General features: G+C 33.8%; 14 protein-coding genes, 3 tRNA genes and 1 pseudogene. 12 read left to right on the top strand and 6 right to left on the bottom strand.

What is annotated here, in order from left to right; all coding sequences use genetic code 11:
• The first annotated feature begins 7 nt into the window (after positions 1-7).
• From hprK to EAI80_RS01990, 6 genes are all read left to right on the top strand, one after another.
• Positions 8-943, top strand: coding sequence for an HPr(Ser) kinase/phosphatase (hprK, locus tag EAI80_RS02015; protein ID WP_117458104.1), 936 nt, complete (start codon positions 8-10; stop codon positions 941-943).
• 3 nt (positions 944-946) lie between these two features.
• Positions 947-1741: a prolipoprotein diacylglyceryl transferase gene (gene lgt, locus EAI80_RS02010; protein WP_129980755.1), complete on the top strand. Its 795-nt coding sequence runs from the start codon at positions 947-949 to the stop codon at positions 1739-1741.
• 64 nt (positions 1742-1805) lie between these two features.
• Positions 1806-2855 (top strand): hypothetical protein, encoded by a 1050-nt coding sequence (locus EAI80_RS02005; protein ID WP_129980754.1) that lies wholly within the window; start codon positions 1806-1808, stop codon positions 2853-2855.
• 85 nt (positions 2856-2940) lie between these two features.
• Entirely contained in the window at positions 2941-3741 is an 801-nt protein-coding gene (locus EAI80_RS02000; RefSeq protein WP_129980753.1) for an SDR family oxidoreductase, read from the top strand.
• A gap of 41 nt (positions 3742-3782) precedes the next feature.
• Positions 3783-4490, top strand: a complete 708-nt coding sequence (locus EAI80_RS01995; RefSeq protein WP_129980752.1) for an EFR1 family ferrodoxin — start codon at positions 3783-3785, stop codon at positions 4488-4490.
• A complete protein-coding gene (locus EAI80_RS01990) occupies positions 4487-4726 on the top strand; it encodes a hypothetical protein (protein WP_006505362.1) in 240 nt (79 codons plus the stop codon). Before EAI80_RS01995 ends, EAI80_RS01990 begins: the two co-directional genes overlap by 4 nt.
• 58 nt (positions 4727-4784) lie before the next feature.
• On the opposite strand, the gene EAI80_RS01985 is transcribed toward EAI80_RS01990, so the two are convergent.
• The 6 genes from EAI80_RS01985 to EAI80_RS01960 all read right to left on the bottom strand — a co-directional run bounded on the left by EAI80_RS01985 (position 4785) and on the right by EAI80_RS01960 (position 10350).
• Entirely contained in the window at positions 4785-5894 is a 1110-nt protein-coding gene (locus EAI80_RS01985) for a 5-methyltetrahydropteroyltriglutamate--homocysteine S-methyltransferase (RefSeq protein ID WP_129980751.1), read from the bottom strand.
• A gap of 96 nt (positions 5895-5990) precedes the next feature.
• A complete protein-coding gene (locus EAI80_RS01980) occupies positions 5991-6395 on the bottom strand; it encodes a DUF5301 domain-containing protein (RefSeq protein WP_161220264.1) in 405 nt (134 codons plus the stop codon).
• Positions 6392-7030: a hypothetical protein gene (locus EAI80_RS01975; RefSeq protein ID WP_129980749.1), complete on the bottom strand. Its 639-nt coding sequence runs from the start codon at positions 7028-7030 to the stop codon at positions 6392-6394. The genes EAI80_RS01980 and EAI80_RS01975 overlap by 4 nt, the downstream gene beginning before the upstream one ends.
• A 293-nt stretch (positions 7031-7323) precedes the next feature.
• A complete protein-coding gene (locus EAI80_RS01970) occupies positions 7324-8538 on the bottom strand; it encodes an ATP-binding protein (protein WP_129980748.1) in 1215 nt (404 codons plus the stop codon).
• A 194-nt stretch (positions 8539-8732) separates the two neighbouring features.
• The gene (locus tag EAI80_RS01965; RefSeq protein WP_129980747.1) at positions 8733-9068 is read right to left on the bottom strand and encodes a DUF3784 domain-containing protein; all 336 of its coding nucleotides are present in this window, start codon (positions 9066-9068) and stop codon (positions 8733-8735) included.
• A gap of 79 nt (positions 9069-9147) precedes the next feature.
• Positions 9148-10350, bottom strand: coding sequence for a class I SAM-dependent rRNA methyltransferase (locus EAI80_RS01960; protein WP_129980746.1), 1203 nt, complete (start codon positions 10348-10350; stop codon positions 9148-9150).
• Between the two features lie 83 nt (positions 10351-10433).
• On the opposite strand from EAI80_RS01960, the gene EAI80_RS01955 reads away from it, so the two are divergent.
• The 6 genes and pseudogenes from EAI80_RS01955 to EAI80_RS01930 all read left to right on the top strand — a co-directional run bounded on the left by EAI80_RS01955 (position 10434) and on the right by EAI80_RS01930 (position 13027).
• The gene (locus tag EAI80_RS01955) at positions 10434-11384 is read left to right on the top strand and encodes an L-lactate dehydrogenase (protein ID WP_129980745.1); all 951 of its coding nucleotides are present in this window, start codon (positions 10434-10436) and stop codon (positions 11382-11384) included.
• A gap of 22 nt (positions 11385-11406) precedes the next feature.
• Positions 11407-12210: pseudogene (locus tag EAI80_RS01950) on the top strand (HAD family hydrolase).
• Between the two features lie 75 nt (positions 12211-12285).
• Positions 12286-12627 carry a tautomerase family protein gene (locus tag EAI80_RS01945; RefSeq protein WP_129980744.1) on the top strand — a complete coding sequence of 114 codons (342 nt, stop codon included), beginning with the start codon at positions 12286-12288 and terminating at the stop codon, positions 12625-12627.
• A 138-nt stretch (positions 12628-12765) separates the two neighbouring features.
• Positions 12766-12840, top strand: a tRNA-Asn gene (locus EAI80_RS01940).
• Positions 12841-12842: 2 nt separating this feature from the next.
• A tRNA-Glu gene (locus EAI80_RS01935) sits at positions 12843-12918 on the top strand.
• 35 nt (positions 12919-12953) lie between these two features.
• Positions 12954-13027, top strand: a tRNA-Gly gene (locus EAI80_RS01930).
• Positions 13028-13093: the final 66 nt, after the last annotated feature.

Raw genomic sequence — 13093 nt, 5'->3', positions numbered from 1 at the left:
GTATTTTATGGGAAAGTCCGTAAAACTAAAAGACTTGATGAATAATCCAGCCTATAAACGTGTATCTGGAGATGAAGAATCTTTAGAAAGAGAAGTGTTTGTCGCAGAAATAAATCGTCCTGGTTTTGAACTTGCCGGCTTCTTTAAGCATAGTGATTTTAGAAGAATTATTCTATTAGGTGATAAAGAAAATATATTTATTAAGGAAATGACTAAGGAAAGTCAATTGGCTTGTTTTTCTAAGTTAGTGAATGATGAAACACCTTGTATCATTATCGCAAAGGGATATGAAGCTCCAGAAATACTTAGAAATATTGCTTGTAAGAGAAACTTCCCAATCTTTGAAACAGAGATGGCAACAGGAAGAGTTTCTATTAACTTAATGGGTAAATTAGATGAATTATTAGCACCTGAAACACAGATTCATGGTGTATTCTTAAATATTTATGGTAAAGGTGTTATTATCAAAGGGGATAGTGGTATTGGTAAATCCGAAATCGCACTTGAACTTATTAAGAGAGGACATCAGTTGATTGCGGATGATGCAGTAGAACTCTATCATATTGGGCAGTCTATTATTGGGAAAGCACCAACAGTTTTAAAGAATCTATTAGAAATCCGTGGTATTGGTGTTATTGATGCTTCTAAGATGTTTGGAGCTGCGAGTGTTCTTCCAAAAGAAAAGGTAGACCTTATTATTCAGTTAGAAAGATGGTTACCATCTCGTGAATATAGACGTATTGGAGTAGAAGAAGATGATGTTACAGAAGATATTCTTTCAGTTCCTATTCCTAAGATCGTTGTACCAGTAACTGGTGGACGTTCTATGTCAGTTATTATTGAAGCGGCTGTTATGAATATGCAGCTTAAGGATTCTGGATTTGATTCAAGTAAAGAATTTGTGAATAGAATCCTCGAAAACATTAAAAGTAAGCAGGTGTAAGTTATGCAATTCTTTCCAGAATATAATATATTTCTTAAAATCGGTGGTCTGCAGATTCATATGTATGCAGTATGTATCATTATTGGTGCATTTATTGCTTATCTGCTAGGTCAGTACAATTTTAAGAAATTAGGCTATAGTTCTGAAATTTTATCAGATTACTTCTTTGGAGTACTCATGACAGGAATTGTCGGTGCCCGTATCTGGTATGTCATCTTCATGTGGAAAGAACTCTATATGTCTCATCCTGAAGAAATTATTGCGATATGGCATGGTGGACTTGCGATACAAGGTGGAATCATAGCAGCACTCATCTATAGCTATTACTTCTTTAAAAAGAAGGATATTCCGTTCTTTGTGGCAGGAGATGCGATTATGCCAGGTGTACTCATTGCACAGGCATGTGGTCGTTGGGGAAACTTCTTTAACCATGAAGCATTTGGCTCAGCGGTTTCTTTAAACTTCCTCAAACTATTACATCTTCCTCAATTTATTATTAATAATATGTATATTGAGGGAGCTTATCATCACCCTACATTCCTTTATGAATCATTGGGAAACTTGATTGTTTTTCTTGTGATTGTTCTTGTAGTTAAGAAGAAAGCACAATGTACAGGTGAACAGTTTTTCTCTTACTTTATCGGTTATGGTATTGTGAGAGTATTTGTGGAAGGATTACGTACAGACTCACTTATGTTAGGTCCTATCCGTATGGCCCAACTTACATCTATAGTATTTATTATTGCGGGTGTGGCTGGTATATATTACTTAAGAAACTACCAAAAGCGAAAGAATTAATCTTTCGCTTTTTCTTCACATTAAGTTAATGTATCATATGTATGATAGTTAAGAGGTGTAAAAGATGGATAAAAGAATTGAAGATCATATCATCCAGCAATATTATGATAACCAGAATCTCTATCGTTCATTAAAACATGATATTACAGACATTATAGAAAATATCATTACAAAGAATAATATAAAGATTTCTAATTTTGCGATACGTATTAAAACAGAAGACGCATTAAGGCGTAAGATCTGTTTAAAACATAAGTACAAGGATGTTAATGATATTACAGATATCGTTGCTTGTCGTATTATTACATTGTTTGAATCAGATATTGATGTCATTTATAAGTTGATTAAACAGAACTTTGATATTGTGGAATACAATGATAAGAGAAAGAAGAACTATGATGACCGTATTGATTTCGGTTATAACTCTCTTCATTTACTAGTAAAATATAATGAAGCAAGACTAAATATGATTGAATACTCAGATTATCGTCATATAGTCTTTGAAATACAGATTAGAACCATTCTCCAACATTCTTGGGCTGAAGTAGAACATGGTCTAGGGTATAAGTCACAATATGAAATTCCTAAGGATATTCGTAGAAGACTCACAAGACTGAGTGCGACTCTAGAAATTCTAGATGAAGAATTTGTGAATATAAGAGATGATATAGAAGAATATAATAGGGGCATTGATCATATAGAGAAGGTATTAAAGACAGATTTGAACTATAACTCTCTCATGACTTATTACCATGATTCTCCTATTATGAGTGAATTAACACAGATTATCTGTGAACAGTTTAATATCTCAGTTAAGGAAGAACCGTATATTATATCTGAATTAAGAGTTGTAAAAAGATTCCATAATCTAGGCTATATGTATGTTCACGAACTCGATGAATTTATTATAGAAAATAGAGATAACATCGTAAACTTTGCGCAGTCAAAGCTCCGTTTCCTAGAAAAGAATAAGTATTTTAACCCTTATGATATCTTTGTCTGGGTATCACTTATTATGTTGTTGAATCAGGGTGTGGATGATCCTGAAAATATCATCAGTAATGAAATGTTCAGCATTCCAAGCAAGAATGAAGTAGATAAAGGAATTAATTAAGATGTATCATATTTTGACACATTTATGATTGATTCATATATTATTATATTAACGCTTTTAAATTAAAAGAAAGAAGGTAAATAATATGGGCTTTTTAGAAGGTAAGACTGTCATTGTGACTGGTGGTGGACGTGCTGTACTTGAAGATGGAACTTGCGGTTCTATTGGTTATGGTATCGTAACAGCATTTGCGAAAGAAGGCGCAAATATTGTCATCACTGGACGTAACTTAAAGAAACTAGAAGATGCAAAAGAAGAAATTGAAAGACTTTATAATGTAGAAGTTCTTCCAGTACAGGCTGATGTGAATGCAGGTGCTGATAATGAAGCAGTAGTAAAAGCAGTTGTTGAAAAGGCAATTGAAAAGTTTGGTCATATAGATGTATTAGTCAATAATGCGCAGGCAAGTGCATCTGGCGTATCTCTTGCAGAACATACTACAGAACAGTTTGATTTAGCTATGTATTCAGGATTATATGCAGCATTCTATTATATGAAAGCATGCTATCCATACTTAAAAGAAACAAAAGGTTCAGTTATAAACTTCGCATCTGGTGCTGGATTATTCGGAAACAAAGGTCAGTGCTCTTATGCTGCTGCAAAAGAAGGTATCCGTGGTTTAACACGTGTTGCTGCAACTGAATGGGCTGCAGATGGTATCAACGTAAACGTTGTATGCCCACTTGCTTGGACTGCACAGCTTGAAAAGTTTGAAAAAGCTTATCCAGAAGCATTCAAGGCAAATGTTCATACACCACCTATGGGACATTTTGGTGACAATGAAAAAGAAATCGGACGTGTTGTTGTACAATTAACTTCTCCAGACTTCAAATATATGACTGGTGAAACAATCACTCTTGAAGGTGGATTAGGAATGAGACCATAAGGAAACGCAATGTGTTTCCTTTTTTCAAAGGAGCAAATACAATGATTTATTATTTTAGTGGAACAGGAAATAGTCACTATGTGGCAGAAGTACTTTCAAAGTCCTTACAGGATACAATGCAATCTATTGAATCAGCTCAAGGTATTAAACAGGATGAAATGATTGGTATAGTCACACCTGTTTATTTCTTTGGGTTACCTGATATTGTGAAGGATTTCTTAGAAAGATTGTCTGTCTCTTCCAAATCATATTTGTATCTTGTAGTCACTTATGGTGGTAAACCAGGTAATATTGGGAAAGAGGCCAACAAGATCATGCAGAAAAAGGGGACAGGTTTTTATGCTATGTATGGTGTAAAAATGGTGGATACATATATTCCTATGTATGATGCATCTAAAAATGAAAAGATAGAATCTCAAATAGACTCTCAAATAGAAGAAATCATTACACAGATCAAGGAAAGAAGAATAGGTGACTACTTGAAAGGAACAGTCCCAGTTCTTATTAATAAGGCCTGTTCGTTTCAATATAAACAGGTAAGAAAAACATATAACCTCACTATCAATGAATCTTGTATTCATTGTGGCTTATGTGCGAAAGAATGTCCTGAACAGGCGATAGAAATCAAAGAGCATGTGACATTCAAGAAAGAACAGTGTATGATGTGTTTAAGATGTTTACATCATTGTCCTGTGAATGCAATTAAATTTAAAAATAAGGACAAAGGACAATACAGGGGGTTACTATGATCAAAGAAGATATTTTAATCAAGAATACAACAAGAGAACAGAGAGAACAAATTGTGAATGATGCATTAGGCATAGTAGATGGCTTATGTGATGGTTGTTCACAGGGCATCATTTCTATGTATGACGCGTATATTGATGGTTTAAAAGAATTAGATGAAATCAACAGAGAATTCAATGCTCACTATGAAGTAGATGATAAACGTGGTGGCAACAGAGGCGGCTGTTCAATGATGTAAGGAGTAAGAGTGATCTTACTTCTTTTTATATATTAAAAAAGAACTTCTTTCGAAGTTCTTATCTCCATACCTCTTCGGCAATTTCTTTGACTAATTTTAATTTAGCCCACTGCTGTTCTTCAGTTAACTTATTACCAATTGCACAAGAAGCGAATCCACATTGTGGACTTAAATAGAGTCTATCTAGTGGAATAAACTTAGCTGCTTCATGAATTCTCTTAATCACTGTTTCTTTATCTTCTAATTCAGGTGTCTTAGTTGTAATCAACCCTAATACAACCTTTTTATCTTCTGATACTTTTGCGAGAGGTGCAAATCCTCCAGATCTTTCATCATCATATTCTAGATATAAAGCATCCACATTTTCTTTCGCAAATACATAATCAGCCACAGAATTATAAGGACCTTTCGCAAAGAATGTAGAATGGTAATTACCACGGCAGATATGTGATGTAATCACCATATCTTCTGGTTTATTTTCTAATGCAAGGTTATTGACTGCAAGTAATTCAGCCTTTACTTCTTCTAAATCAATTCCTAAAGATTCATATCTCTGTTTTGCGGCATCTCCTACAATCGCACCCCAAGTACAGTCATCTAACTGTAGATTGCGACATCCTGCATCATAGAACTGTTTAATCACATCCTGATAAGCCACACCAATATCATGAATGAGTTCTTCATTTGTGGCATAAAACTTTCTTGTAGTTTCAAAGTTAGCAGGTACAATCATCTGCTGGAAAGTCTGTGCAGGGGCTGGAATAGTATACTTAGCTACTGTGTTTTCATCTTCAAACTGTTTTAAGAATTTAAAGTATTCTACAAAAGGATGTGCTTTTGCCTTGATCTTACCTACAAGATAAGTATCATCCAATACTGCAAGTTCACCATTAAATCTTACACCATTACCAGTATTTTTATGTTCAACACCCTCAAATCCCCACATGAAATCTAAATGCCAGAATGTTCTTCTGAATTCTCCATCAGTGATCACATGGTATCCTAATTCCTTCTGTTTCTTAACTACTTTTACAACTTCTTCATCTACAATATGATCATAATCTTCCTGAGATAACTGTCCGTTATCCAATGCTTCCTTAGCATCCTTCAAAGCCTGTGGTCTTAAAAAACTTCCTACAAAATCATATCTAAAAGGTACATTTCCCATTTCTTATTCCTCCTTGGTTTGTGATTGTATTATAACAACCATCTTTACCATTGAGAAATACATATAATATGCAGTTATATATAGTTTAAAACTATATTAATCTTCGTACTCCACTATCAGCTTATCTTTATTATTCTTAATAGTCTTATATAAGTCAGAAGGAATCTTCCATATTCCATTATAAGGTTCTTCTATATAAGTCTTTCCATTTCTTTCACAGATATAATATGTCTTTGTATCCATTTTCACCTTGATATAATCAACACCATTTGGGTTATCGTTTACTGACTCTTTTGAATAAGATGACTTTTCTTCTATATCCTTAATCAAAGAAGAGATTTTACTTTCATCACATTCATAGACAGTAGTCATTGCACCACCATGTACATGTCCAAATTCCACCTTAGATGTATCAGGCAGATCTAAGGTCTTTTTATTTGAATTAAAACAATACACACCAAATAATATCAATATAATAACTAATACACCCATCTTTTTCATGATATCCACCATGTATTGTTATGCCTCTGTAGACATCCTTTTTCTTCTGATATTTTATGTCCTTTCAAATCTCTTACAACAACCTTTTCATAATATTCATAGTTCTCTGATGCACAGTCATTGAAATCATCCCATCCATTTTCTATCCACTTAGATAGGTACATCTTATTGTCATCAATAGTGAGTACATTCTCCTGCGGATCCATCTTAAAATGGAACTTTCTCGGATAATAACAAACCAACTCTTCATCTTGACTTATAATATGCACATTTTCACCTATGATACATAAGTTATATGTGTTTATTTTCTTGATATTAAGCTCTGTAACAGTTTCTAATAATTCATCTGGTAAATACTTATAGAGAGTAATGATTCCTTTGTTGTAGTCTCCTTGTAAGAAATAGAAGTAGTTGTTTAGGAATACAGGCTTTCCATATAATACATTCTTCTGGCGTTTAAAAGGCTGAATAACCTTACCGTTCTCAAAATCATAGAAAGATATCATAGAACCCTTATGGTTCTTATGGAATTCATAGAATTCAACATAATCACTTATTGCATATCCAAAACGTGTTTGTCCTTCTATATTATCGATAGTTGTACCATTAACTTGATTAAATTGAATAATATTCATAGGGCACCTCCTACCTCAATTATAGCAAAAAGAACTCGTATTTGATTTAGTTATTATAGAGTTCTCATAATTTTGATGGATATAGGAAATCATTTATTTCTCTTGGTTATAAGTAACAGAGATTTCTAATTAATGATCATATAATAAAAAAGAGGGAGAGTAATATAAACTCTCCCCCGCCTGTAGGCTTCGCAAGTTTCTACAGAACGATCACTAGAATTAATATATGTTGTTCTGAATATTTTGTCAATAATTCAAAACGGGTTTATTACTCTATGATTGATTTGCTCTTACTATGTCCATTGTTCAGCCAAAAGGAAATCACGAATATTTTGATGTTTAATACCATTTCGGCTCATATCAAATTCATCAAGAGAAACGACATACTTAGGGAAATTGTCTCGGATATTATCATATGCACCAAATTCACGTTTAATTCTATCTTCTGATGCTAAGAGATATGTTACCTGAACATACAACTTTTCACCATGTTTATCACATACAAAATCAATTTCTTTTTCTCCTGTTTTACCAACAGTCACTTTATAGCCTCGACGTAATAATTCAAGATAGACAATATTTTCTAGAATGAGATTTATATCTCGCATATTGCCTCCAAAAACAGCTTCACGGATACCATGATCTGCAATATAATACTTTTCATTTGTAGAAAGTATCTGTTTGCCTTGTAGATCAACTCGTTTCACTTGATAGAACAGATAAGCATCGCAACAATATTTGATATAGTTTAGGATTGTTTCTGGTGCAACAGTACGTTGTTCACTTTTGAGAAACTTCGCAAGAGAATTTGCAGAGAAGGTTGTACCTACATTCGCGATGACATATGCAATAATACGTTTTAGTAAATCTACATCACGTATTTTATTGCATTTCACAATATCTTTAAGCTGGACGGAGTTAAATAAGTCGTGAAGATATTGTTTAGAAGGTTCATCCGCATAACGAATATTCGCAAGATAGGGCATACCTCCAGTAATGAGATACTTTTGAAAACATTGTTGGATTGAAGCATCAGGGTTGATTGGACGATATAATTCTATGAATTCTCCAAAAGAAAATGGATAGATGACAAACTCTACATATCTTCCACCTAAATAAGTGGCAAGTTCACCTGACAATAGCTTTGCGTTTGATCCAGTGATATAGATATCACAATCCAATGATACACGAAAAGAATTAATGCACTTCTCCCAATCTTTCACTTCCTGAATCTCATCAAAAAAGAGGTAGACCTTGCTATCGATATCCTTGGCACGATCGGTAATTTCATCATGAAGAGATTTGGCTGTCTGTAAATGTGAATAGCTTAAGTCTTCAAAATTGATGGAGATAAACTGTATTGGATTTACACCTGATTCTATAAGTTCTTGTTTAATTAGTTCTAACATGACAGATTTCCCACAACGACGAATTCCAGTCATCACTTTAATGAGATTCGACCCAATAAATGGTCGTATACGTTTCATATAGAGTTCACGTTTAATCATAAATCTCAGCCCCCTTTCCTTGTTACTACGCATATTATATTACATATATAACTTAAATTTCATATGCAAATCTCTATTTTGTCAGTTATAACTGACAAAATAGAGAAAATAGCCAAAAATGTAAGTTATAACTGATAAGGATGATGACCAAACGAGTCATCATCTTTTCTTACTTTTTATCAACAACCTGGAATTTACTTTAATAAATATTTTTCAAACGCTTTATGATTATCAAAGTGGACTTCTCTAAAAAACAGAACTAACCAAATAATATAGGTTGGTATAGCTATATATGGGGTTAAAAAGCAGGATAATAATGCTCCTGCCAACATTATAATAGCCCACATAAAGCACTGATTTCTTATATCACGAGAGATATGAGCTTTATCATACAATGCCTGTTCTTCTTTAGAAAATGAATTAAATCCTGAAACAAATTTTGCTGCTTTTTCCTTAAAAATCGCAAATAACACACCTATAATCAGAAATAGTAATACCAAAATTATACACGACCAAAATCCTATATTCATAATACATACCTCCGCTTCAAATTCCGATTTTCTGCTGTTTCTTTAGATAAATCAAGCATTACCGTTTTTTTTCTATTCATTACTTTTCATCAACAACTTGGAAGATATAGAACTTTAAGTAATAGCTATTCTCATCACCATTCCACAAAATAGGATGATCTGCAGCCTGTGTTCTAAATTCTACCTGTCTTAATCTCTTATGTACAAGCTTTGCAGCCTGTCCAATAGTTTTAGTAAATGTATCATAGTCCATAAAATGAGAACATGAACATGTAGCCAGATATCCACCGTCTTTTACTAATTTCATACCTCTCATATTAATTTCACGATAGCCTTTAATCGCATTCTTAATAGATGCACGAGACTTTGTGAAAGCAGGGGGATCTAATATAACCATATCAAATAACTCTCCCTGAGCCTCTAATTCTGGCAAGAAATCAAATACATCATGACACTCAAACTTAACAGTATTCTCTAAACCATTAAACTTAGAATTCTCATTTGCAAGATCTACCGCAAACTGAGATGCATCCACACCTAAAACACTTTGAGCTCCTGCAATACCAGCATTGAGTGCAAAAGTACCAATATAAGTAAAACAGTCTAGTACCTTTGCATCCTTACATAATTTCTGTATTGCAAGTCTATTATATTTCTGATCAAGGAAGAAACCAGTCTTCTGTCCTTCTGCGACATCTATATGATACTTAACACCATTCTCTACAATATCAATATGAGGATCAAAAGGTTCACCAATAAATCCTTTAACTCTTTCCATACCTTCCTTAGTACGTTCCTTGGCATCACTACGTTCATATACACCTCTAATAGTAATGCTATCCTGTAGTAGAATATCCTTCATAAGTTCTACAATCTCTTCCTTAAAGGCATCAATACCTAATGCAAGAGACTGTACAACTAATACATCTTCAAACTTATCAATTACTAAACCTGGCAAGAAATCAGCATCGCCAAACACAAGACGACAACTAGAAGTATCCACTGTTGTTTTACGATAATCCCAGGCATTCTGTAATCTCATACGTAAGAAATCAGAATCAATCTCCTGATTAATATTTCTAGTCATTAAACGAATTCTAATCTTAGAATTCTGGTTAATATAACCTCTTCCTAATGGATACTCATTATGGGCATATACATCCACAATATCCCCATTCTTGAAATGTCCATGTATCTCTTTTATTTCATTGTCATAAATCCATAAACCGCCTGCATTAATAGTACGGCCTTCACCCTTTTTTAATAGTACTTTTGTTTTCATATTCGAACCTCTCTTGGTAATTATTATACATTTGATCAGACAGTTGTGCTACAATATTAACAATTCAAGGAGGAAAAACTAATATGAGTTTTAAGGATTCTAAAGTAGTTATTGTTGGTTTAGGTAATGTAGGTGCTACAACTGCCTACTCAATTATTAACCAGGGACTTTGTGAAGAGATTGTATTAATTGATATTAATAAAGAAAAAGCATATGGTGAAGCATTAGATATGCAGCAGTCAGTTTACTTCATGAATAGAAATATTAAAGTAAAAGCAGGGGATTATTCTGATTGTAAGGATGCAGATGTAGTCATCATTACAGCATCAGCACCAATGCCTAAAGATTCGCATGACCGTTTACAGATGTTAGCACCAAGTATTAAGATTATTAAGTCTATTGTAAATTCTACAATGGCTTCAGGATTCAATGGTATCTTTATTATTGTATCTAACCCAGTAGATATTATGAGTTATATTACATGGAAGGAATCAGGTTTACCAAAGAACCAGGTAATTGGTAGTGGTACAACTCTTGATAGTGCAAGATTATCTTGTCGTTTAGCTGATATGTATCATTTAGATGCAAAGAGTGTATCAGCATATGTATGTGGTGAACATGGGGATTCAGAAATGGTGACATGGTCTAGTGCAACTATTGGTGGTAAGAGTGTAGAAGATGTATTAAAGGATAATGCAGAACGTACTAAGGATGCCACTAAGGAAACATTAAGACATGCTGTTATTGAAGATGGCTGGCAGATCTTTAACCGTAAAGGAAATACATGTTATGGTATTGCGGCAGCAACTACAGCTATCGTGAAATCTATTCTCTTCAATGAAAATAGAATTTATCCAGTATCTGTGCATTTAGATGGGCAGTATGGTATGAATGATATCTTCCTAAGTGTTCCTACTATTATTGATAAGACAGGAGCTAAGGAAATCGTAGAAATAAATATGAAAGAAGATGAGCAGAAAGCACTAGAGGAATCATATAAAGTTCTGAAAGATTTCTGTCAACAGTTAGACTAAGAGAGGGTAAACCTCTCTTTTTATGTTAGAATGGATTCATGGAGGGATTGGTATGATTAAGATTGCATTTTTTGATATTGATGGAACTTTAAGTAATATGGAAACACGCAGTGTTTCTGATATTACTATAGAAACATTACAAAGATTACAGGCTAATAACATAAAGGTATGTATTGCGACAGGAAGACATCCTTTAAGTGTGCCTACTTTTGAAGGAGTGACATTTGATGCCATACTTTCTTTTAATGGGTCTTATTGTTTTGATAAGGAAGGACATGTTTTGTATAGTCATCCTATCCCACATAAAGATGTATTAAGAATTATAGATAATGCATCTTCTATTAATAGATCTGTCTCTCTTGCAAGTAAAGATAATAGTAAAGCCAATGGCACAGATCAAGACTTAAATGATTATTATGCATTCTCTAAACAGAAAGTAAATGTATCAGAAGACTTTGATACACTTGTGAATGAAGATATCTATCAGATCATGTGTGGTTGATATGAGAATGAATATGATGCATTAATGAAGAATGTAGAAGGTGCACAAATTACAGCATGGTGGAATAGAGCAGTGGATATTATTCCAGCAGGTGGTGGAAAGGGTAATGGTATACATAAGGTATTAGAGTATTATCATTTCAGTCCTAGTGAAGCTATTGCGTTTGGTGATGGAACAAATGATATAGAGATGTTAGAAGCAGTAGGAACAGGAGTTGCAATGGGGAATGCAACAGATAATGTGAAGGCTATTGCGGATGATATATGTTTATCTGTAGCAGAAGATGGTGTGTATCACTACTGTTTAGATCATAATTTATTATAAAAGTCATAAATATAGTAATAAATCAAAAAAAGTTGTATACTATGGTATAGCATGAATTGTAAAGGAGAATGAACTATGCCATATTTAGCATTACGAACAAACAAGACATTGACTCTTTCTCAGGAAGTTGAATTAAAAACTACTGTAGGAAAGTTAATCACAGTATTTCCTGGTGAATCAGTAGATACATTCATGATTCATATTGAAGACAATCAGCTTATTTATTTTAAAGGCCAGGAAGCGAACTGTATGATGATCACATTGTACTTAAAAGGTCATTATGCAGATGAACAGAAACAACAGTTTGTCTCTGAACTTACTAAAGCTTTAGTAAAAATTACAAAGATTCCTGCTTCAAATCAGTATGTTACTATCTCTGAATTTGAAAAATGGGGTCACGGTGGTATCTACGAATAAGATTTTGCCTAGCAAAATCTTATTTTTTTGGCTTAAAACGGCTAAACATAATAAAACTACACAAAAAAATGCATTTTTTTCAAAAAAAGGGTTGCAAAAGGCGTATCTGCATGGTAATATAAACAAGCATTCTGAAGTGCTTGAATAGCTCAGCGGTAGAGCAATCGGCTGTTAACCGATCGGTCGGGGGTTCAAATCCCTCTTCAAGCGCCAGTGGCCGGTTGGAGAAACGGTTAACTCACATGCCTTTCACGCATGCATTCACGGGTTCGAATCCCGTACCGGTCACCATATCTCAACATACGATTGAAAGATCGTTTTCATTTGCGGGTGTAGTTCAATGGTAGAACTTCAGCCTTCCAAGCTGACTACGTGGGTTCGATTCCCATCACCCGCTCCATACGATTAGAAGATAGACTTAGGTCTATTTTTTTATTATCTAAATACCCACAGTTAAGAGCTGTGG

Source organism: Catenibacterium sp. co_0103, from assembly GCF_004168205.1.
GTDB classification, from domain to species: Bacteria; Bacillota_I; Bacilli_A; order Erysipelotrichales; family Coprobacillaceae; genus Catenibacterium; species Catenibacterium mitsuoka_A.
The sequence above is the reverse complement of the archived record's forward strand: the minus strand, read 5'-3'. Positions and strand labels throughout refer to the sequence as shown.

Coding starts and splice junctions, on each gene's coding strand:
- hprK (WP_117458104.1), top strand. CDS start 8: ATGGGAAAGTCCGTAAAACTAAAAGACTTGATGAATAATCCAGCCTAT.
- lgt (WP_129980755.1), top strand. CDS start 947: ATGCAATTCTTTCCAGAATATAATATATTTCTTAAAATCGGTGGTCTG.
- EAI80_RS02005 (WP_129980754.1), top strand. CDS start 1,806: ATGGATAAAAGAATTGAAGATCATATCATCCAGCAATATTATGATAAC.
- EAI80_RS02000 (WP_129980753.1), top strand. CDS start 2,941: ATGGGCTTTTTAGAAGGTAAGACTGTCATTGTGACTGGTGGTGGACGT.
- EAI80_RS01995 (WP_129980752.1), top strand. CDS start 3,783: ATGATTTATTATTTTAGTGGAACAGGAAATAGTCACTATGTGGCAGAA.
- EAI80_RS01990 (WP_006505362.1), top strand. CDS start 4,487: ATGATCAAAGAAGATATTTTAATCAAGAATACAACAAGAGAACAGAGA.
- EAI80_RS01985 (WP_129980751.1), bottom strand. CDS start 5,894: ATGGGAAATGTACCTTTTAGATATGATTTTGTAGGAAGTTTTTTAAGA.
- EAI80_RS01980 (WP_161220264.1), bottom strand. CDS start 6,395: ATGAAAAAGATGGGTGTATTAGTTATTATATTGATATTATTTGGTGTG.
- EAI80_RS01975 (WP_129980749.1), bottom strand. CDS start 7,030: ATGAATATTATTCAATTTAATCAAGTTAATGGTACAACTATCGATAAT.
- EAI80_RS01970 (WP_129980748.1), bottom strand. CDS start 8,538: ATGATTAAACGTGAACTCTATATGAAACGTATACGACCATTTATTGGG.
- EAI80_RS01965 (WP_129980747.1), bottom strand. CDS start 9,068: ATGAATATAGGATTTTGGTCGTGTATAATTTTGGTATTACTATTTCTG.
- EAI80_RS01960 (WP_129980746.1), bottom strand. CDS start 10,350: ATGAAAACAAAAGTACTATTAAAAAAGGGTGAAGGCCGTACTATTAAT.
- EAI80_RS01955 (WP_129980745.1), top strand. CDS start 10,434: ATGAGTTTTAAGGATTCTAAAGTAGTTATTGTTGGTTTAGGTAATGTA.
- EAI80_RS01945 (WP_129980744.1), top strand. CDS start 12,286: ATGCCATATTTAGCATTACGAACAAACAAGACATTGACTCTTTCTCAG.